The 20,045-nt window shown below is 29.7% G+C and carries 19 protein-coding genes and 1 pseudogene; 1 reads left to right on the plus strand and 19 read right to left on the minus strand.

Annotation, left to right across the window (positions count from 1 at the left end; genetic code table 11):
- Positions 1-280: 280 nt before the first annotated feature.
- From upp to ACVHXK_RS16870, 9 genes are all read right to left on the minus strand, one after another.
- Positions 281-910 carry a uracil phosphoribosyltransferase gene (gene upp, locus ACVHXK_RS16830; protein ID WP_461207569.1) on the minus strand — a complete coding sequence of 210 codons (630 nt, stop codon included), beginning with the start codon at positions 908-910 and terminating at the stop codon, positions 281-283.
- 42 nt (positions 911-952) lie between these two features.
- Positions 953-1,402: a ribose 5-phosphate isomerase B gene (gene rpiB, locus ACVHXK_RS16835; RefSeq protein WP_461207570.1), complete on the minus strand. Its 450-nt coding sequence runs from the start codon at positions 1,400-1,402 to the stop codon at positions 953-955.
- A 10-nt stretch (positions 1,403-1,412) separates the two neighbouring features.
- On the minus strand, positions 1,413-1,856 hold the full coding sequence (locus ACVHXK_RS16840; RefSeq protein WP_461207571.1) for a low molecular weight protein arginine phosphatase: 444 nt from the start codon (positions 1,854-1,856) through the stop codon (positions 1,413-1,415).
- A gap of 17 nt (positions 1,857-1,873) precedes the next feature.
- Positions 1,874-2,923 carry an L-threonylcarbamoyladenylate synthase gene (locus ACVHXK_RS16845; RefSeq protein WP_461207572.1) on the minus strand — a complete coding sequence of 350 codons (1,050 nt, stop codon included), beginning with the start codon at positions 2,921-2,923 and terminating at the stop codon, positions 1,874-1,876.
- A gap of 40 nt (positions 2,924-2,963) precedes the next feature.
- Complete coding sequence (locus ACVHXK_RS16850; RefSeq protein WP_461207573.1) at positions 2,964-3,692, minus strand: ZIP family metal transporter; 729 nt, start codon at positions 3,690-3,692, stop codon at positions 2,964-2,966.
- Between the two features lie 160 nt (positions 3,693-3,852).
- A complete protein-coding gene (gene prfA, locus ACVHXK_RS16855) occupies positions 3,853-4,923 on the minus strand; it encodes a peptide chain release factor 1 (protein WP_461207574.1) in 1,071 nt (356 codons plus the stop codon).
- A gap of 98 nt (positions 4,924-5,021) precedes the next feature.
- Positions 5,022-5,873 (minus strand): peptide chain release factor N(5)-glutamine methyltransferase, encoded by an 852-nt coding sequence (prmC, locus tag ACVHXK_RS16860; protein WP_461207575.1) that lies wholly within the window; start codon positions 5,871-5,873, stop codon positions 5,022-5,024.
- A 30-nt stretch (positions 5,874-5,903) separates the two neighbouring features.
- Positions 5,904-6,902, minus strand: a complete 999-nt coding sequence (locus tag ACVHXK_RS16865) for a DUF1385 domain-containing protein (protein ID WP_461207576.1) — start codon at positions 6,900-6,902, stop codon at positions 5,904-5,906.
- 2 nt (positions 6,903-6,904) lie between these two features.
- The gene (locus tag ACVHXK_RS16870) at positions 6,905-7,489 is read right to left on the minus strand and encodes a thymidine kinase (protein WP_461207577.1); all 585 of its coding nucleotides are present in this window, start codon (positions 7,487-7,489) and stop codon (positions 6,905-6,907) included.
- A gap of 196 nt (positions 7,490-7,685) precedes the next feature.
- Here ACVHXK_RS16870 and rpmE point away from each other — a divergent pair, with 196 nt between their 5' ends.
- On the plus strand, positions 7,686-7,907 hold the full coding sequence (gene rpmE / locus ACVHXK_RS16875; RefSeq protein ID WP_461207578.1) for a 50S ribosomal protein L31: 222 nt from the start codon (positions 7,686-7,688) through the stop codon (positions 7,905-7,907).
- Positions 7,908-7,924: 17 nt separating this feature from the next.
- On the opposite strand, the gene rho is transcribed toward rpmE, so the two are convergent.
- The 10 genes and pseudogenes from rho to ACVHXK_RS16925 form a co-directional block, all read right to left on the minus strand.
- Positions 7,925-9,385, minus strand: coding sequence for a transcription termination factor Rho (gene rho / locus ACVHXK_RS16880; RefSeq protein WP_461207579.1), 1,461 nt, complete (start codon positions 9,383-9,385; stop codon positions 7,925-7,927).
- Positions 9,386-9,622: 237 nt separating this feature from the next.
- A complete protein-coding gene (locus tag ACVHXK_RS16885) occupies positions 9,623-9,982 on the minus strand; it encodes a hypothetical protein (RefSeq protein WP_461207580.1) in 360 nt (119 codons plus the stop codon).
- 278 nt (positions 9,983-10,260) lie between these two features.
- Complete coding sequence (locus ACVHXK_RS16890) at positions 10,261-11,877, minus strand: CTP synthase (protein ID WP_461207581.1); 1,617 nt, start codon at positions 11,875-11,877, stop codon at positions 10,261-10,263.
- Between the two features lie 222 nt (positions 11,878-12,099).
- Entirely contained in the window at positions 12,100-12,519 is a 420-nt protein-coding gene (locus ACVHXK_RS16895; RefSeq protein ID WP_461207582.1) for a YwiB family protein, read from the minus strand.
- 56 nt (positions 12,520-12,575) lie between these two features.
- Positions 12,576-13,562 carry a tRNA 4-thiouridine(8) synthase ThiI gene (locus ACVHXK_RS16900; protein ID WP_461207583.1) on the minus strand — a complete coding sequence of 329 codons (987 nt, stop codon included), beginning with the start codon at positions 13,560-13,562 and terminating at the stop codon, positions 12,576-12,578.
- Positions 13,563-13,594: 32 nt separating this feature from the next.
- Entirely contained in the window at positions 13,595-14,626 is a 1,032-nt protein-coding gene (locus tag ACVHXK_RS16905) for a D-alanine--D-alanine ligase family protein (RefSeq protein WP_461207584.1), read from the minus strand.
- 329 nt (positions 14,627-14,955) lie between these two features.
- Positions 14,956-16,323: a germination protein YpeB gene (ypeB, locus tag ACVHXK_RS16910; protein WP_461207585.1), complete on the minus strand. Its 1,368-nt coding sequence runs from the start codon at positions 16,321-16,323 to the stop codon at positions 14,956-14,958.
- Positions 16,324-16,651: 328 nt separating this feature from the next.
- A pseudogene (gene spoIIR / locus ACVHXK_RS16915) lies at positions 16,652-17,233 on the minus strand (stage II sporulation protein R); the annotation flags it as partial.
- Between the two features lie 213 nt (positions 17,234-17,446).
- On the minus strand, positions 17,447-18,631 hold the full coding sequence (locus tag ACVHXK_RS16920; protein WP_461207586.1) for a Ger(x)C family spore germination protein: 1,185 nt from the start codon (positions 18,629-18,631) through the stop codon (positions 17,447-17,449).
- Entirely contained in the window at positions 18,621-19,718 is a 1,098-nt protein-coding gene (locus ACVHXK_RS16925; RefSeq protein WP_461207587.1) for a GerAB/ArcD/ProY family transporter, read from the minus strand. The genes ACVHXK_RS16920 and ACVHXK_RS16925 overlap by 11 nt, the downstream gene beginning before the upstream one ends.
- Positions 19,719-20,045: the final 327 nt, after the last annotated feature.

The raw sequence follows: 20,045 nt of genomic DNA on the forward strand, positions 1-20,045 counted from the left end.
TCACAGTTCACAGTTCACAGTTCACAGTTCACAGTTCACAGTTCACAGTTCACAGTTCACAGTTCACAGTTCACAACTATTTTACTTCATTAATATTTAATTCTTAATATTATTTATTAAAAAGAAAGAAATATTTTAGTTTCAAAATATTTCTTTTCAAAAGATGACCCTCTTAAATTCTTCAAAGAATCTATTATTTAATTAAAGATTTTCTGAGGAACGAAGAAAATCATCCTTAATTGTGCATTGTAAATTATGCATTATGCATTGTTTTTATCTACTATTTAGTACCAAACAGTCTATCTCCAGCATCACCTAAACCTGGAACTATGTATCCATTTTCATTCAATTTTTCATCTATATCAGCAACATATATATCTACATCTGGATGAGCTTCCATTACAGCTTCAATTCCAACTGGTGCTGCTACAAGACACATAAGTCTTATATTAGTTGCTCCTCTACTTTTCAAAGCTCCAATAGCATCAATAGCAGAACCTCCTGTTGCTAGCATTGGATCAGTTATAATAACTTCTCTCTCATTAATATCTTGAGGTAATTTGCAAAAATATTCTACCGGTTTCAAAGTTTCTTCATTTCTATACATACCAATATGACCAACTTTAGCTGCTGGAACTAGTTTTAACATTCCATCAACCATTCCTAAACCTGCTCTTAATATTGGTACAATTGCCAATTTCTTACCTGCGAGCATCTTACATTTAGTTGTACAAATAGGTGTTTCTATTTCAACCTCTTCTAAAGGCAAATCTCTTGTTACTTCATATGCCATAAGCATTGCGACTTCTCCTACAAGCTCTCTAAAATCCTTAGACCCCGTATTTTTACTTCTAATAAAAGCCAATTTGTGTAGAATAAGTGGATGTGCTATTTGTGTTACTTTACTCATTTAATGACCTCCTAATTTTTTATTATTAGAGCATATGCTCTATTATTTACAAGATTTTTCTTCAATTGCATGTATTTTATTTACCCTTCGTTCATGTCTTCCACCTTCAAATTTAGATTCTAAAAAGGTATCCACAATATCTAATGCTAATCCTGGACCAACTACTCTTGCTCCCATAGCTAAAATATTTGCATTATTATGCTCTCTAGTAGCATGAGCACTAAAAGTATCATGACATAAAGCGGCCCTTACACCTTTAACCTTATTAGCTGAAATGCTTATGCCAATACCTGTTCCACAAATTAATATACCTAAATCATATTCTTTTGAAACAACAGCTTTTCCTACTGGCTCAGCATAATCAGGATAATCACAAGATGCTTCTGTAAATGGTCCAAAATCTTTAAATTCTACACCTTTTTCCTCTAAATGCTGCATTACCTCTTTTTTCAATAAAAAACCGCCATGATCGCTACCTATTGCTATTCTCATTTATTTCCTCCTATATTTGGATTTTATTGATTAATAACTCAATATCTTTTCTTAAAAATCTATATGTTTCTTTATAAATCTCAATATCTCCTCCAAAAGGATCAATTACATCTCCTTGTTTTCCAACATATTGATGAATATTATGAATTTTATCTTTGTTATTAGGAAAATTATAAACAAGAATTTCCTTGATATAATCTGTCATGCAAAGCACTAATTGATTTTGCTCTATTAAGTCTTTATTTATTTGCACAGCTTTTCTTCCATTAATTTTTATATCCAAAAACTTCTCTAATATATCTATAGTATTAGTTGTTACACTTGAATCAGGTATAACTGATATACCAGCAGAGCTTCCGCTTAAGTTATTATTCAAATTTAAATCATTAAAAATATACTCTGCCATAACACTTCTACATGTGTTCCCTGTACAAACAAAAAGTATATTAAACATATTTTTTCATAACTCCTTTATACGTTAACTATATCAAATCCTGCCGCTTTTTTTAATCTATTCATAATTGCAAGTCCAATTCCTTCTTCTTCGAATCCTTCTGATAAAATTATTTCAACATCTTCTTCATCAAAACTTCTCAATAATTCGAAAAGGTTTTGCCCGATATCATTCAAACTCGCTTTTGAGCCCAAGCTCTTAACAATAACCTCTTCATATAAATCAATAGTTTCATCAGTAGCTAAAACTCCTACTTTAATTTTATCATTACTATACTCTTTGGTCATTCTATTAATAGCCTCTACAACTCTATCCTGGCTACCAAGAACTATCTTTAACGGTGCTTTTGGAGCATAGTGTCTATATTTCATTCCTGGAGCTTTAGGTTTAACGCTATCTCCTAGTTTTTCCATGATTGCTGGATCAATATATATTCTGTCATCAAACTTATGTAACATATCAAGGGTAATAGCTCCTGGTCTTAAAACACATGGTGGATCAACTGTGCAATCAATAATAGTTGATTCAAGTCCAAATTTTGATATTTCTCCACCTAATATGTACTCAACTTTACCATTCAAATCTTCTATACACCTTTCTACATTTGTAGGACTTGGCCTTCCAGAAATATTTGCAGAAGGAGCTGCTATAGGAACTTTTGCTCCTTTTATCAATTCTCTTGCAATATTATTTGATGGCATCCTAACCCCTACCGTTTCCAGACCTGCACTAGTTGTATAAGGAACTCTTTCAGATTTTTGCAAAATAATTGTAAGTGGTCCTGGCCAAAAATTATCTATAAGTATCTTTGCCACATTAGGTATATTCAATACAAATTTATCGATGTTTTTGTCACATACGTGTATTATAAGTGGGTTATCTTGTGGCCTGCCTTTTGCCTCAAAAATCTTTTTAACAGCTATTTCATCTAAAGCATTTGCTCCAAGTCCATAAACAGTTTCAGTAGGAAATACTACTATTCCACCATTTTTAATGACCGTGCTCGCCTCATTAATAATCCTCTTATCAACATCATCTTCATTTAATAACTCTAACTTTGTTTTCATATGCATCTTCTCCTGAACTTTACCATTCTATAGTATTTTATTACAACATAAAAATAATTACAAGGCCTAATAAAATTCCCGTTAATATGCTAAAAATTACGTTTTCTCTATTGGAAAGTTCTATTGACTCTCTTAACATTTCAAAAAAAACTATATATAACATTATCCCAGATACTAATGCTAAAAATAAACCAATTATATTATTTGTTATTCCTCTAAATTTAAGACCTATAAATATTCCCACTAAAGTTGGAAGAGCTGTTATTAGTGAGTATAACAATACTTTGCTAGTCTTTTTATTTATAGCTAGTAAAGAAGATGCAACTGCCAGCCCTTCTGGAATATCATGCAGGAAAATCAGCATACTCATTTTTATTCCCATAGGATTACTATTTAAAAAACCAATTCCCATTATTATACCTTCAGGTAAATTATGTAACATCAAACCCATCGAAGTAAAAAAAGCTGTCTTAAATAAATGATTTTTGTCTATTGCATATTCTCTGTAGAGAATATTAAGTAAAAACATCAAAATGAATCCTATAAAAATATAAAACAAGCAAAAACTAAACTTTAATTTTTCAATAGCTTCAGGAATTAAATCAAAAATAGTAATTGATATCATTATTCCTGAAGCAATACCATTTATGAAAGCTAATGTATGTTTTGATGGTTTTGATAATATAACACTAATACTTGCACCAATCATAGTTCCTAATATTGCTAAAATACTACCTACAATTACTGTAATACTGAAAATACTTAACATCCATCTCACCTCTTCTTAATTAAATAATATTGTAAGATTAGATGAACTATTCTCTGTAAAAAAATAAAAAGCTTCAAAAATACAAAGCTTTTTATCTTATATCCAATTATTACATATATAAATTTTCTTAATCTAAATCAAGTTTTCCTATAGTTTATCTTTAATTTCCTAGTTCCTGCATTTTTTCAGCTTGTTCAGCTGTTATTAACGCATCTATCATTTCGTCTATATCTCCATCAATAAAACTATCCAATTTATAAAGTGTTAACCCAATTCTATGATCAGATACTCTACCTTGCGGAAAATTGTAAGTCCTTATTCTCTCTGATCTATCTCCTGAACCTACTTGACTCTTTCTATCTGCTGCTATACCTGCTGATCTCTCAGCTTCTGCTCTTTCAAAAAGTCTTGCCTTTAATACTTTCATGGCTTTTTCTTTATTCTTAAGTTGAGATTTTTCATCTTGACAAGAAACAACTATTCCTGATTCTAAATGAGTTATTCTTACGGCTGAGTCAGTAGTATTTACACACTGTCCACCGTGTCCTGAAGCCCTAAATACATCTATTCTTACATCGTTAGGGTCTACATTTATTTCTACATCATCTACTTCCGGCATAATTGCAACAGTAACCGTAGATGTATGAATTCTACCACTTGATTCAGTGTTAGGAACTCTTTGAACTCTATGAACACCACTTTCAAATTTCAATTTACTATATACTGATTCACCTCTAAGCATAAATACAACTTCTTTGAAACCACCAATATCAGTTTCATTAGCGCTCATCATTTCCATTTTCCATCCATGTCTTTCAGCATACCTTGTATACATTCTAAATAAATCTGCCGCAAATAAAGCTGCTTCGTCTCCACCAGCACCACCCCTAATTTCAATAAATACATTTTTATCATCATTAGGATCTTTTGGCAAAAGTAATATTTTAAGTTCACCCTCAAAAATCTCTTTATTTCTTTCAAGCTCTTTAATTTCTTCTTGTATCATTTCTTTCATTTCTCGATCATTTTCTTCTCTTAACATTTCTTTATTATCGTCTAAAGCTTCTTTAACATTCTTATATTCTCTATATTTCATAACAATAATCTCTAAATCAGAATGCTCCTTACAAAGCTTTCTCCACTCATTTTGTTTTGCCATAACTGTTGGGTCACTTATTCTCATAGAAAGTTCTTCGTATTTATTTTCAATAAAGGATAATCTATCAAACATTATATATCACTCCGTATTTATATTTTCACAATTTAATATTATATCATAAGTTTCTCTATTTTGCACATTTTCTTCTAACTCACAATTATCAGCCAATACTAATTTAACTTTCCTATAATCACTCTGTCATTTCCTGCTAGGTCTTTAACGCACTCTAGTTTTTTAAATCCATTCTGTTCCATAATTCTAAACACGTCGTCCTTTTGATCATACCCAATTTCATAAGCTAATAAACCATTTTTATTTAATACCTCTAGACTTTGTTTAGTTATTTCCCTATAAAAATACAGTCCATCTTTTCCACCACTAAGAGCAATATAAGGCTCATAATCTTTTACATCCTTCATAAGAGACGGAATCACATCTTCTCTTATATATGGAGGATTTGAAACTATTACATCAAATCTTATTTTATCACCAATAGCCCTTTTAAGAAGATCACTTTTATAAGTGCAAGCGATCTCATTAACGCTTAACTGCTTTATGTTCATTTTAGTTACTTCAATTGCTTTTTCACTAATATCATATAAATTAACTTCAGATACTGATGAAAGCTTAGCAATAGATATACCAATTACACCGCTTCCACAACAAACATCACACACTTTATTATAGGAATTTTCTCTAATAGAATCTATAACTTTTTCTACTAATATTTCCGTATCTGCTCTTGGTATCAAAACGCCTTCTTCAATATTAAAATCCAAACCCATAAATTCAGTTTTACCAATAATATACTTTATAGGTTTTCTTTTTTTTCTTTCTTCTACTAGAATTTTAAATTTATTTTCTAATTCTATATCTACTTCATATTCTCTATTTGTTATTAGAAAAATCCTATCTTTTTGTATTACATGGCATAATAGAAGTTGCGTATCAATCATATAGCTTTCAATATTTTCTTCCTTTAAAATATTATAGCCTTCAGTCAATAATTCTCTAATTTTCATAATTATTCTCCATTTGTGATACCACTTAACTTAAATTTTTGTTGCTTCCCCTTCTTGTTTAAGAAAAGCATCAATATCTTTATCATCTTCTTCTAAATGCTCAACATCATCTTCATTGTCAATTTTCTCTATTCCCTCTGCAACCTTTAATGCTTTAATAGCTACTTCTAGTTGACTTAAATCCGGTTCCTGCGTAGTTATCTTTTGCAATGCCAATCCTGGATATGCGAATATTTTAGACAATTTGCTTTCACTTCTACCCATCCATTTAATTATTTCATAAGTTATTCCAGATACAAAAGGTAATAAAATAAGCCTATACAAAGTTCTTTCAAGAACAGAATTCCAACCTGTTAGTGAAAAAAGGATTATACTTACAATCATAACTAGAAACAAAAAATTTGTTCCACATCTTGGATGTAATCTTCCAAATTTAGCTGCATTTTGTGGTGTTAACTCGACTTCATTTTCATAGCAAAATATTGACTTATGTTCTGCACCATGGTACTGAAATACCCTCTTTATATCTTCCATTTTTCCAATCAAAGTTATGTAGATTATAAATATTACAACTCTAATCACACCTTCAATTATATTTAATCCAATTGAACTAGTAACGCCAACTCGTTTAAATATATTAGCAATATACGTAGGCAGTAAGAAAAAAAGTAACACTGAGAAAGCTAAAGAAAGAACTAAAGAAAATCCAATTAGCACATCATTTACTCTTCCTTTAAATACCTTTTCTAGCCATTTTTCAAATTTTGATGGTTCTTCTTCTTCTTCATAAAAAGAAGCAGAATAATTAAGTGTTTTTATTCCAATAAATAATGAATCAATCAAACTTACAAAACCTCTTACTATTGGAATAGCTAAAATCTTATATTTCTTAGTCAACGGTTTTATATCCTCAAATTTAACTTCTATTTCTCCATCAGGTTTTCTTATGGCTGTAGCAACACCTTTATTGCCACGCATCATAACGCCTTCTATAACCGCTTGACCACCTACATTGCAATTTTTTCTCATTTTCACACCTCTTCTTTCGGAACTATATGGCACTTTCTACATCGTGCTTCATAAGCTTCCGTAGCTCCTATCAAAACAATAGGGTCATCATATCTTGCTGGCTTTCCATTTATCAATCTTTGAGTTCTAGTAGCTGGATTACCACAAACCATGCAAATAGCTTGGATTTTATCAACAAATTCTGCAATAGCTAAAAGTTTTTCTATTGGTCCAAAAGGTTCCCCTCTAAAATCCATATCTAGTCCAGCACATATAACTCGTTTTCCATTATCTGATAATTTTCTTATTATATCTATAATTCCATCATCAAAAAATTGAACTTCATCAAAGGCAACTACATCTGTATCATTATCTATAAGTTCTAAGACATTCGAACTATCCTTTACAGGAAAAGCATCACATTTATCTCCACTATGAGATACCACATCACACTTACTATATCTATTGTCTATTGCTGGCTTAAAAACTTGTACTTTTTGTCTTGCAATATTTGCCCTTGTAATTCTTCTAATTAATTCTTCGGATTTTCCACTATACATTGGTCCTACTATAACTTCAATCCATCCATGATCTTTCGGTCCGTACATTATATATCCCTCCATTTTTATGAACAAATCTATTGTATCAAATATTAATGGTATATAAAAGACCCAAAGTTTGCCGTATATAAAAGGCCCAAAGTTTATTGACGAATATTTTTGTCTATGTTATAATTACATGGTTGATGTTTGATTTGAATTATTCTGAAAAAATAAATAGAATAAAGCATGTGAGGTGAAAATAATGAAAGAAGGAATACATCCAGAATACAACCATGATACAGTTGTTCATTGTGCTTGTGGAAATACTTTCACAACTGGATCAACTAAAAAAGAGCTTAAAGTTGAGGTTTGTTCTAAATGTCACCCATTCTATACTGGTAAGCAAAAAATGCTAGATACTGGTGGTAGAGTAGAAAGATTTATGAAGAAATACAACATGAAAAGAGAAGACATAGAAGAATAAAAACTAATGGGAAAGATTTATCTTTCCCATTTTTGTTTGCTTGTTATATTTAAAAACTCTCTATTATTCTTAGTTTTAGATAAAACCGAAATCAACCTTTCAAGAATTAATGCCAAATTCCCATCCCCATACATAGACTTCCTAATAGATATTGATGCCTCAAGTTCATCCTCATCAAGTAACAAATCTTCTTTTCTTGTTCCTGATTTATATATATCTATTGCTGGGAATATTCTTCTTTCTCCTAATTTCCTATCTAAGTGAACTTCCATATTACCTGTACCTTTAAATTCTTCAAAAATCATATCATCCATTCTACTTCCAGTGTCAACTAATGCTGTAGCTAATATAGTTAAACTACCTCCATTTTCTATGTTCCTAGCTGCACCAAAAAATTTCTTAGGCATAATTAATGCTCCAGGATCTAAACCTCCTGATAAAGTCCTCCCTGTAGGTGTTATTGTTAAATTATATGCCCTTGATAGCCTTGTCAAACTATCTAGTAATACTACAACATCTTGCCCCTGTTCTACCATACGTTTTGATCTTTCAAGCACCATATGCGCTACCTTTGAATGATGCTGAGGTTCCTCATCGAATGTAGAATATATAACTTCTCCATCTATAGATCTCTGCATATCTGTAACTTCTTCTGGTCTTTCATCAATAAGTAAAACTATTAATTTAATTTCAGGATTGTTTCTAGTTAAACTATTGGCAATTTGTTTTAAAAGAGTGGTTTTACCGGCTTTAGGGGGAGCTACAATCATACCTCTTTGGCCTTTACCTATAGGACAAAGCAAATCCATTAATCGAGTTGATAAATTCTGATTAGTTGTTTCAAGTTTCAATCTTTGATTAGGATATATCGGAATTAATTTCTCAAATTTACCTCTTTTTGATGCTTTATCAGGATTTTCCCCATTTACTTTTTCTACATAAAGTAATGCTTTGAACTTTTCTCCTTCTTTAGGAATTCTAACTTTCCCTTGAACTTCATCTCCAGTCTTTAAATTAAATCTTCTTATTTGAGATGGTGATACATAAATATCATCTGGAGTAGTTAAATAATTAGAACCTCTTAAAAATCCAAAGCTGTTACTTTCATTAATTTCCAAAACTCCTTTTGCCGAGTTTGATTGATCAATCATTGTTTTAAGCCCTGTTGTTTTAGCATCACTACTATTATCTGTAATATCATTAGTATTTCTATTACTACCATTACTATAACTGCTATTATTCGTAGTATTATTCCTAATTGACTCTTTATTTTCTTTATCCACTTCGTCCCCTAAAGGTTTTTTAGGACTTATTTTTTCTCTAAGTATTACTCCATCTTCTTTTATAGCAAAACCTTCATTTTCTTTTATAAGACTTATTAATTCTTCTTTCTTAAGTTTAGATATATTTTTCAATTTTAATTCTTTAGCAATTTCTCTAAGTTCTGAAACTTTTTTCTCTTCTATACTGACATACATTTACTCATCCTCCAATTTTTAACAAAACAAAACATATATAAATATATCAATTAGTCAAAACCATACAACACTTGAATTAATTTAAGATTTTAAGGGAATTAAAAAAGATAAAAAGACTATTTTATATATCGATAACGTTTTTGTGAAGTGTTTTCATTTTTGATTATAAACTAAACATAATAATAAATCCACTATTTATTAAGAGTTTTTTTGCAAACATACATTTTTTTATAGAATTTATACATAAGGGGTCTTTAATATTTCACTTACTTTTTTATTTACTTCTTCATATTTTTTAACTCTACTTTTTATTTCATCTCTTTTGCCTATAATAATTATTGGAATACCTAACTTTTCACATCCACATATATTTATTGTTTTAGACATAAAATTTCTGATTTTATATTTATAAGTATGATCTTCTCCACAGAGCATACATTTTATTTTAATAATCACCTCATTATAATTATTTCTAATAATATATAACTCATCAAATTCCTTTTGCAATTTTTCAATTTCAAAAACAGACAATGTAACAATTCTATACTCTCCATTACCATTTTTAATAGCCAATGAAATCAAAGAATTAATAACCATAACACTCCTCCAATTCATGTGATTATACTTATTATATTCTACATTTAAGCTAAAAAACCTTTTCAATATCACTATCATTAATTATTTTTAGTTAACGAAAATTTAAGTTTTTCTCTTCGAACTTCTTTTAGTATCAACTTATTACTTACTTTATATATTTGAATATATATACGCCAGGAATTTTTACTCGTAATATTTTGTCATAATAAAATAATATACCTATACTCAACGACAAAAAGCTGCCTCAGAAACATTTCTGACACAGCCTTTTTTTATGTTTATCTTTCCTTATTTTCATAAGAAGCTCTAATAAAATCTTTAAATAGTGGATGTGGTCTAGTAGGTCTTGATTTGAATTCTGGGTGGAATTGAGTAGCAAGGAACCAAGGATGATCCTTAATTTCTACAATTTCAACTAATCTATCATCAGGACTTATCCCTGTAATTTCTAATCCTTTCTCTACTAAATCTTTTCTATATTCATTATTATACTCATATCTATGTCTATGTCTTTCATATATTACCGCTTCACCATACGCCTTATGTGCATTAGACCCTTCTTTTAATTTACAAGGGTACACGCCCAATCTCATAGTTCCGCCTTTTTCATCAATATCTATTTGATCTGGCATCAAGTCAATAACAGGATATTGCGTCTCACCATTTATTTCAGAACTATTTGCTCCTGCATAATCAAGGACATTTCTTGCATATTCAATTACTGAGCATTGCATCCCTAAACATATTCCAAAGAAAGGAATTTTATTTTCTCTACTATATTGTACTGCAGCTATTTTACCTTCTATCCCTCTATCTCCAAACCCACCTGGTACAAGTATTCCATCAACATCCTCTAATATATCAGCACAATTTTCTTTATTAACATTCTCTGCATTAATCCATTTAATTTCAACATTTGAATCATTAGCAAATCCACCATGTTTCAATGCTTCAACTACTGAAAGATAGGCATCATGAAGTTCAACATATTTACCAACTAAAGCTATAGTAACATTATTTTTAAGTCCCTTCACTCTATCAGCTAAGGCTTGCCACTCTGAATTATCAATAATGGTATCTTCTAAGTTAAGTTTCTTACAAACAATAGTATCTATTCCTTCTTCATGCAACATTAAAGGTACATCATATAATACATCCGCATCAAGATTTTGGATAACTGCTTCTTCCTCTACATTACAGAAAAGACCGATTTTCTTTTTAATATCTCCTGATAAAGGCTTCTCACTTCTACATATAATAACATCTGGTTGTATTCCTATTCCTCTTAATTCTTTAACAGAATGCTGAGTAGGTTTTGTTTTTAACTCGCCAGCTTTTTTTAAATATGGCACTAAAGTAACATGCATAAAACACACATTTTCTCTTCCTACTTCATACTTAATTTGTCTAATAGCCTCTAAGAAAGGTAATGACTCGATATCTCCTGTAGTACCTCCAATTTCTGTAATTACTACATCAACATCTTTTTCTTTAGATACTCTATATACTCTATCTTTCAACTCATTTGTGATATGAGGAATAACTTGCACTGTACCTCCTAGGTAGTCTCCTCTTCTCTCTTTAGATAATACAGACCAATAAACTCTTCCAGTAGTTACATTACTATTTTGACTTAGATTCTCATCAATAAACCTTTCGTAGTGACCTAAATCTAAATCAGTTTCCGCACCATCATCAGTAACAAATACTTCCCCATGCTGGTATGGGCTCATAGTACCAGGGTCAACATTTAAATACGGATCAAACTTCTGTATTGAAACTTTAAAACCTCTATTTTTAAGTAATCTTCCAAGAGAAGCCGCTGTTATGCCTTTTCCAAGAGAAGATACAACTCCACCAGTAATAAAAACAAATTTTGTGTTATTTTTTCTCAAAATTTTTCCTCCTTTTTTTATATAAACTCTTGACAACTTACTAATTAGTTATTATAATAGAAATTACCCTCATAAAATGGGAGTAATACGTGCTTTAAAACATATTACCTATCATAACACATATTTATTTTTAATTCCACACTTTTTTTTGATATTTTTTAAAAGATAAATAATTTAATTTATTTATATATAAAAAGCATAAGTGCCTAGACACTTATGCTTTTAATTTTGTGATTTAATATTAACTTTCAATTGAGTATTATTTGTTTGCTGTCCTTCTACTGACAAATAGTAATCAATAAAAACATCTCCACCTTCATCATCTACTTGTATATCTAATTCATTGGTAGATATTAATAATTCTAAAGTTCCATAAGGTGTGCTATACATTGATATATTCTCATCTTCATTTTTAAATTTCATCTCTGTATTTGTAGTACCCATTCTAATAAGATTAAATTCTTCTCCATTAAACTTCATTGTTGTTGTAGTTCCATCCATACCTGAAAGTTCTGTTTCTTCATATACTGCATAATAATAATTTTCTTTCTTATAAAAACTACCTTGAGTTACGATTTCTATAGAATCTTCTTCATTCCCTATTTGACTGCTCAATACCTTTATCAAAGCTTTTTTCTCCATATAATTAAACCTTTCTTATCATTCAATTTATAGAGTTTCATACCTGAAACTCTATATCACTCTTTTATCATAAATTTATTTAATTCTTCATCAGAAATTCTATCAACAATAATTTCCTTCTCAAAAGGCTTAGAATAATCTCCATACATTACTTCAACCCCATCTAAATCTTTACCTTTCGAATATCTAACAGCTATTTTAGCAGCAAGCTCAATATCTTCTTCACCCTTCTCACCAACAATTACAACCAAAGATCCTCTATGCTCCTTTACTAAAAAAGCAGTATCTTCCTCTGTTAAAAACTTTTTTATTGTATTAGCCTCGTCAGCTGTCCTTGTTGAAATAATCTTTGATGTTTTTGAGCATCTAAAATGCCTACCTACTTTCAATAAATATAACTCTCTTTCTTCAGGGTTTTCTTTATTATTTAACAAATCTCTCAATCTAACAGAATAGTTAGGTTCAGTAATTTTACAGCCACCAGCCGGTGATGGATAATCCTTTATATTCCATTTTTCTGCCAATTCCATTTGTGGCTTTCTAGTTCTACCTGAAAAACCAAGTAATCTTTCTCTATCAACCATGCCGTTTATCTCCATTTGAGTTGGCTCAAGAACCTTCGCACATAAAGGTCTTAGTATTATATCTTCATAACCCGATTCTTTTTTTACGGTCTTTAAACTTGATTTATTTTGAGACATAGGTCTTTGATTTAAAACTTCTCCACTAATAATAAAATCAGCATCAAATTTTTCAAGTAATTCACCTGCGTATCTCATCATCATTGCATGGCAGTCAATACATGGGTTCATGTTTTTACCGTAGCCATGCTTAGGATTTTTAACCATCTCTAAATGTTCATTTGCAAAATCAACCACCTCTAGTGGTATATCTATCTGCTTAACCATTCTTTTAGCATTCTCTTCTTCAAAAAAATATGATTTAAAACAAATACCTATTACTTCAATCCCTTGTTCTTTTATAAGTTTAGCTGCAAGTATACTATCTAATCCTCCAGAAACTAAAGCCAACGCTCTTGCCATTTCAAGCCCCTTTCTTAAACAATTACAGTCGTTTAATTATTATTTCGTTCAATTGCAAGGTCTATTAAATCATCTATTAATTCTGAATATTTTTTACCTGTTGCATCCCACAATTTAGGATACATACTAATCTGTGTAAATCCAGGTAAAGTATTTAATTCATTAAAATAAAACTCCCCTGTGTTTTTATCAACTAAATAATCCACTCTTGCCATTCCAGCACAATCCAATAGTTTATAAATTTTCACAGATAATTCTCTAATACTCTCTAAACCTTTTTCATCCAAATCTGCTGGTATTAATAATTTAGACTCTAAATTATTGTATTTAGCTTCAAAATCATAAAATTCATTAGCTGGTATAATTTCACCTGGAACAGAAGCTTTAGGGTCATCATTACCCAAAACTGCTACTTCAACTTCCCTTGCATCAATAGCTTCTTCAACCAACACTTTTCTATCATATTTTATAGCCTCTTCAAGCCCCTTTTCAAGTTCTTCTCTATTATGAGCTTTTGTTATACCAACCGAAGATCCACTATTAGCAGGTTTAATGAAAACTGAGTATCCCAATTTATTTTCAATTACATCTAGTATTTGTTTTTTGTTTTTTTTGTATTCATAAGAAAGTATTACAACATAATCTGCTTGTTTAATATCAAAGTTCTGAAGTACATATTTTGTATAAACCTTGTCCATACACACAGCTGAAGACATAACTCCTGGACCCGCACATGGTATACCTTGTAGTTTACATAATCCTTGCACAGTACCATCTTCTCCATAAAGTCCATGAAGTATAGGAAGTACTACATCAATCTTATTTTTAAATAACATATCGTAGCCATCTTCTATTTTGTTATTAATATCTTGCTCCCAATCACCACTTGCAATATCATCATAGCTACCATTATATAAAAACCATTCTCCACTTTTAGTAATACCTATTGGATAGATTTCATACTTTTGGGTATTCATATTTTTAAGTACTGAAGAGGCAGAAACTCTTGACACTTCATGTTCAGTTGACTTTCCACCAAATAATACAGCAATCTTTCTTTTCATACTATCAACCTACCTTATACTAAAGTAATAAAGAGACATCTTTATAAAATGTCTTTTTATATTATACTATATTCACATTAATTTTACACCACTTTATTTCAATGCACAATGCACAATGCACAATGCACAATGCACAATGCACAATGCACAATTCATGATAACTTCCTCATTCTTCGTAAGTCTTTAAATTAATTAAAGATTCTTCGAGGTCCTAGGAAAATCATCATCAACTGTACATTGCAAACTGCACTCTGCACACTCAAAAATAATAAAACTTTTATTCAAAAACAATCCTCATTATTATCAATAATTCTTTAAAATATAGCTTTTTAAATAGTAAGTTGTCCGTTAGGTGTGTTTAGTATTTGAAGTATTCTTTGTTCATATCCTGTTTCTGCATTTATATAAACTACAAAATTTTCATCATTATAACTTCCGCTAAATTCGTAACACAACACTTCCTCATTTGTTTCAGTTGGGATAAGTGTTAAACTCACATTATCCACTTCTAGCCTTTCTCCAACTCTTTCAGATGCTTCTTGCCTAGAAATTTGTGGTTCAGGAATCTCTCTATTCTCTTCATGTGAAATTAAATATTTTTCCGCTTCAATTCCAACCACCGAGCCATCATCAAGTGCAATCTTAATTTTAACTTGATCAGGATAAATTGATATTCCTCCTTGCTCATAAACATAACTTACTACTGCAATATTGTTATATTTTAAGGCATAGATAGGTTTCATATTTAGAAACCCTATATTTTTTAATAATTCCTCACCTTTAGTAATCGCTTCCTCTATTTCAATTGTCGGATCTGTTACAGTTCTATTATCTAATAGATATACTATTTTACCACCATTTTTACTTATCTCTATTGTTGAATGGTCATCTTCTTCTCCTTCATTAAAATACACGTTATATCTAAAGGCAGGTATCCTAGTTACGCCATCTCCAGCTATTTCTTCAATACTAGAAATTTTATCTTTTCCATAAAAACTTTCAACTATTTTTCTTCCTTCTTTTTCACTAATAACCTCTAAACTAACAATTTTAGGTTCTATTTCCATAATATTATCTGAAAAAGGACCATCATAAATCAAAGCTGGATATTGAGCTACTTGCTTTTGTATTGATTTAAATTTATCCGTAATTAATGTTTTATTATCTTTAGCAAAAGCTATTGAAGCTTTCTTTCTAATTTCTCCCCATTTAACCTTCCCTTCATTAATCTCACCTTGAACTTCATTTAATTGAATAAGTAAGTAATCTGCCTCATTCTTGAGACTTTCTATATTTTGATAATCTTCATCACTTAAATCTGACCCTTGTGAAGCTACATTAGACAAACTGTAAGAAAAATCCCCAATTTGCGATAGAAACTTACTTGTTTCATCTATGCTTTCCTGAGATACGGGTATTGAATGAATTTTATCATTAGCAATTGATGAATACCTAAATATATCTTGGAAAACAACTATGCTTTGCTCTCTCGACCCTACTATTGCTGCCTTACTCAAATCAACCTTGATATTATTCACCGAATCAATAAGCTGATACATATTTTTACTATATTGCGCTTGAAGATAATTCCTATAATCCATCCTTTCTAAAGTCATAAGAATAGCAAATGTAGTTGAGAATACCACTATAAAAGCTACACTAACAGTATAAATTATTCTTTTTTTTGACATTTTCATTTTTATCACTCCTATGTAAACAAATAATGCCTATACAATTATAATGTCTACCAAAAGAAATAATTTATTCAAATAAATCATTAAATATATCTAATAACTTAAATCTTATCTCGATATTTCTTTTATTTTCATTATCAGAACCGCAATTATCATCCATTAAACTTTTATCAGTAGATTTTTCTTCCATTTTATAAGCCTTATCTTCATTTTCTAAATCACCATCTGTATTTTCAATAAAATCTTTTGAATTATCTTTACCAACACTTTTTGCAAATTCTCTAATTCCCTGTATGAAAGAATCTTTTTCTTCACTGTGTGAATCTAAATTGCTATCTGTTGTATTATCTACAAGTTCATATTCATCTTCTGTCAGAACTTTCTTCATATTAGTTTCATTTTTTTTAACACTTTCTTCTTCTGTGATATCTGTAAAACATAGTGGTGGAAACATTACACACCACCAATTATGTCCTTGCCCTGTACCTATTACTATTTTATAAGCCTCATATTCTCCTTCTGGGAGAGTAACATTTCCATATGTCTTTACCGGAAAATTTTCTCTTTTCAAGCTTATCTCAACTTTATATTCATAGCCATTTTCCTCAATTACTTTTTCTGCTATCTCTATAATCTTTTCACTATTTGATTCAAGTATATTTCTAGATTGGTCCAAATCTTTTGAACTTTCTAATTTAGGTTGTATATATTCTAATACTTCATCCCGTATAGCTAACTTTAAAGATTGATCCTCTACTGTATCACTATTAGCAATTACATGAAATCTTATTATTTTATTAGATATAGTTTCAATAGAAGCTTGTCCTTCCCTATAATTCATAAACAATATAATTCCCAATGTCATCAAAACCAAAATGCTATAAATAACTATTTTTTTATTGATCTCTTTCATAATATTCATAATTATCCTCCATTATTTCTAAATATCTATCTTGTATTTAGAAGTATGGACAAGTTAATTATTTTTATTCACACACAGTATTTAAAATATTTCTATATTTTAAAATATTATTGCTATTTAAACTATTGTTTAAATAATTTGGTTCTTTACATAAAAAAAGAGTGAAGTTTGCAGAGTGCAAATTGCACTCTGCACATTAAAAACTTACTTAACAACCCCAATTCGCCTTATAGCAGTATTAATTTCAACATCTATAGTAGATTGCTCAAAAACTCCTTCCCAATTTTCTTCAATTTCTTTCCAATATTTAGGGTGATATTTTTCAACCACTTCTCTAATCCCTATAGCATCTATTTTATATTTTTCTTGCATTATCCTCGCTACTTTTTCAGTTTCTTTTTCAATAGATTGGTTAAAAAATGTTTGTATTTCAATTAACTCAATATCATCAGATGCATCCTTTTCATAAAGATAATTCTTTAACTGACCTTCTAAATCAATCTTAATTTTCACCTTCAAACTATCTTTATTCATCTCTATAATATCAATTTTTCTCTTAATAAAATCAATTTCAAAATCAACAGGATGACCATCAACAAAAATAGCCTTATTGCCACCTTTTACTTTACCTCTTAAAATCTCTAAAGAAGAAGTTTCAATATCATCTAAACCACCAATTGATTTGAAATCTTTTATCAATGTAATACCAGATAAAAAAACTTGGTCTTGATTTTTATCATAATTCATCGTAGGAATAATTGCATTTCCATTTTGATGCAGTAAAATCTGAAGTTCATTTAATGTTACTGGAAGTATAGTTGAATTCTTCTTACTATTATCCATTAACCCAATTATATAGCTCTCAATATTTTTTTCAGTTAAAGGCTTATAATCTACATAGCTTTCTGCCTTACCACTTGCCACAACCACTTGCATTTTTTTATTCATACATGCATCTCTTTCTAAAAAATCCAATACTTCTTTAAAAGTTTCTGGATAATTTAACAGTTCATCACTCAAAATTAATAATTTCGTGTGAGAAGTATGTATACCCCTACTAGTTTTAGATGCCATTTTAGTAATTCCATCTTGAAGTGAATACGCTTTTGTATTTATAAATTTTTCAGTTGCTGTCCCACTTTGACCTGTAACAATTTCACTTATATCTGGGAAGCCAAAAGTAACACTTATTTTTTCCAGATTTTTTCCTTGAAATTCCTGACTTTCTTCAATTTGTTTAAATTCTTCTTCTTTTCCAATATCTTTCCCTACATCTATAGCTATAGTGGAAATAAAACTCTTTCTATCTATTTCATCTTTATCCCAACACCCTACTAAAAGTATATTGCCTAATAATAATATCGCTACAGCAATCTTTTTAATTGGCATTTTTATTCACCTTCTTTTTGAAGAAATGAAATATTATAAGAATAATTGGTAAAACAAGGATTATACTCATATCCATATAAGGCATTATAATTGCTGATATAGCATAAAGTTGTGAAATACTTTCTGGATATAATGCCATCATATAAATAATAGGTGCTAACATAAGTGAAGTAATTTTAACATCTTTCAAATTAAATGTATTTTCTAATAAAGAAGATGAAAAATAAAACAAATTAACAAATGTTGAAAAAATAAACAACGTCCAAAAACTCATAGCTATTCCTTCCCATCTTTCTAAAAAAGCTCCTGGTATCTCAACTATGGAAACCATTGAAATTGTAGGCCACAACAATTCTTTATTATATTCTTTCGGAAATACAGCCAATGAAATAATTATAATAATTGTATATACTAAAGTTATAAAAAATACACTTTTCATCCCACTCTTTTTCAAATCTCTTTTTTCACTCAAAAACGGATGTATCATATAAATAATACTAAAACCACTAAAACTAGGTATCGTTCTCTTCATAGCAAAAATATAATCTGATATCTGATCATCAAATACCGGTAGTATGTTCGTAATATCCGCACCATTTAAAATAAAAGGAAATGATAAAAATAATGGGATAAAAATAATAAAAAATATAACTTCATTAAACATAATCACATTTTCAAATTCACCTCTGACTAAATAAACTCCTACCAAAATCATAATAATAATAATCAATTCAGTTGGAGTTTTTTCTAGCAAAAACATTTTAAACACTTCTGTAAAAGTTCTTAATTCCAATGATATTATCACTAAAGAAGATACTATTATTAAACAAATAATAGCCTTTCCAATAATCTTACCAAAATTATTTTGTAACATAACATCTAATCTACTATAATTATTTATTTCCACCGCTTTGGCTTGCAGAGATACAATTATAAAAAAAATAGCTCCAAGTAGTAATGTTACAATCCACCCATCAGCTCCCACTTCTTTAGCTAATTCACTAGGTAATGAAAATATTCCAGCCCCAATGACTGTAACTACAACAGTTACAAAAAAATCGTATTTACTTATTATTTTATTACCCATATAGTTTCTCCTTTATTATCTTATCCCATGCTTATTTCACAGTTCACAGTTATTACGAGTCCCCTAACAACTCTAAAAACCCTTATATCTTTTGACTATGCCTTTTCCTTTGATTGTATATTTATCTTTATTTTTCTTTCCCCTTTTCACCATAGGTGAAAAGCTCTTTAATCTTTAATCTTTAATCTTTAATCTTATTAAAGATTTTCTAACCAAAGGGAAGAAAATCATCCTTAATTGTGCATTGTTCATTCCCTCTTTATACTTTGATATTCTCCTGTTTACTCTTTATTTCTTAATATTTCAATTAGTTAATTATATATCTAT

The organism is Clostridium sp. DL1XJH146, assembly GCF_054819755.1.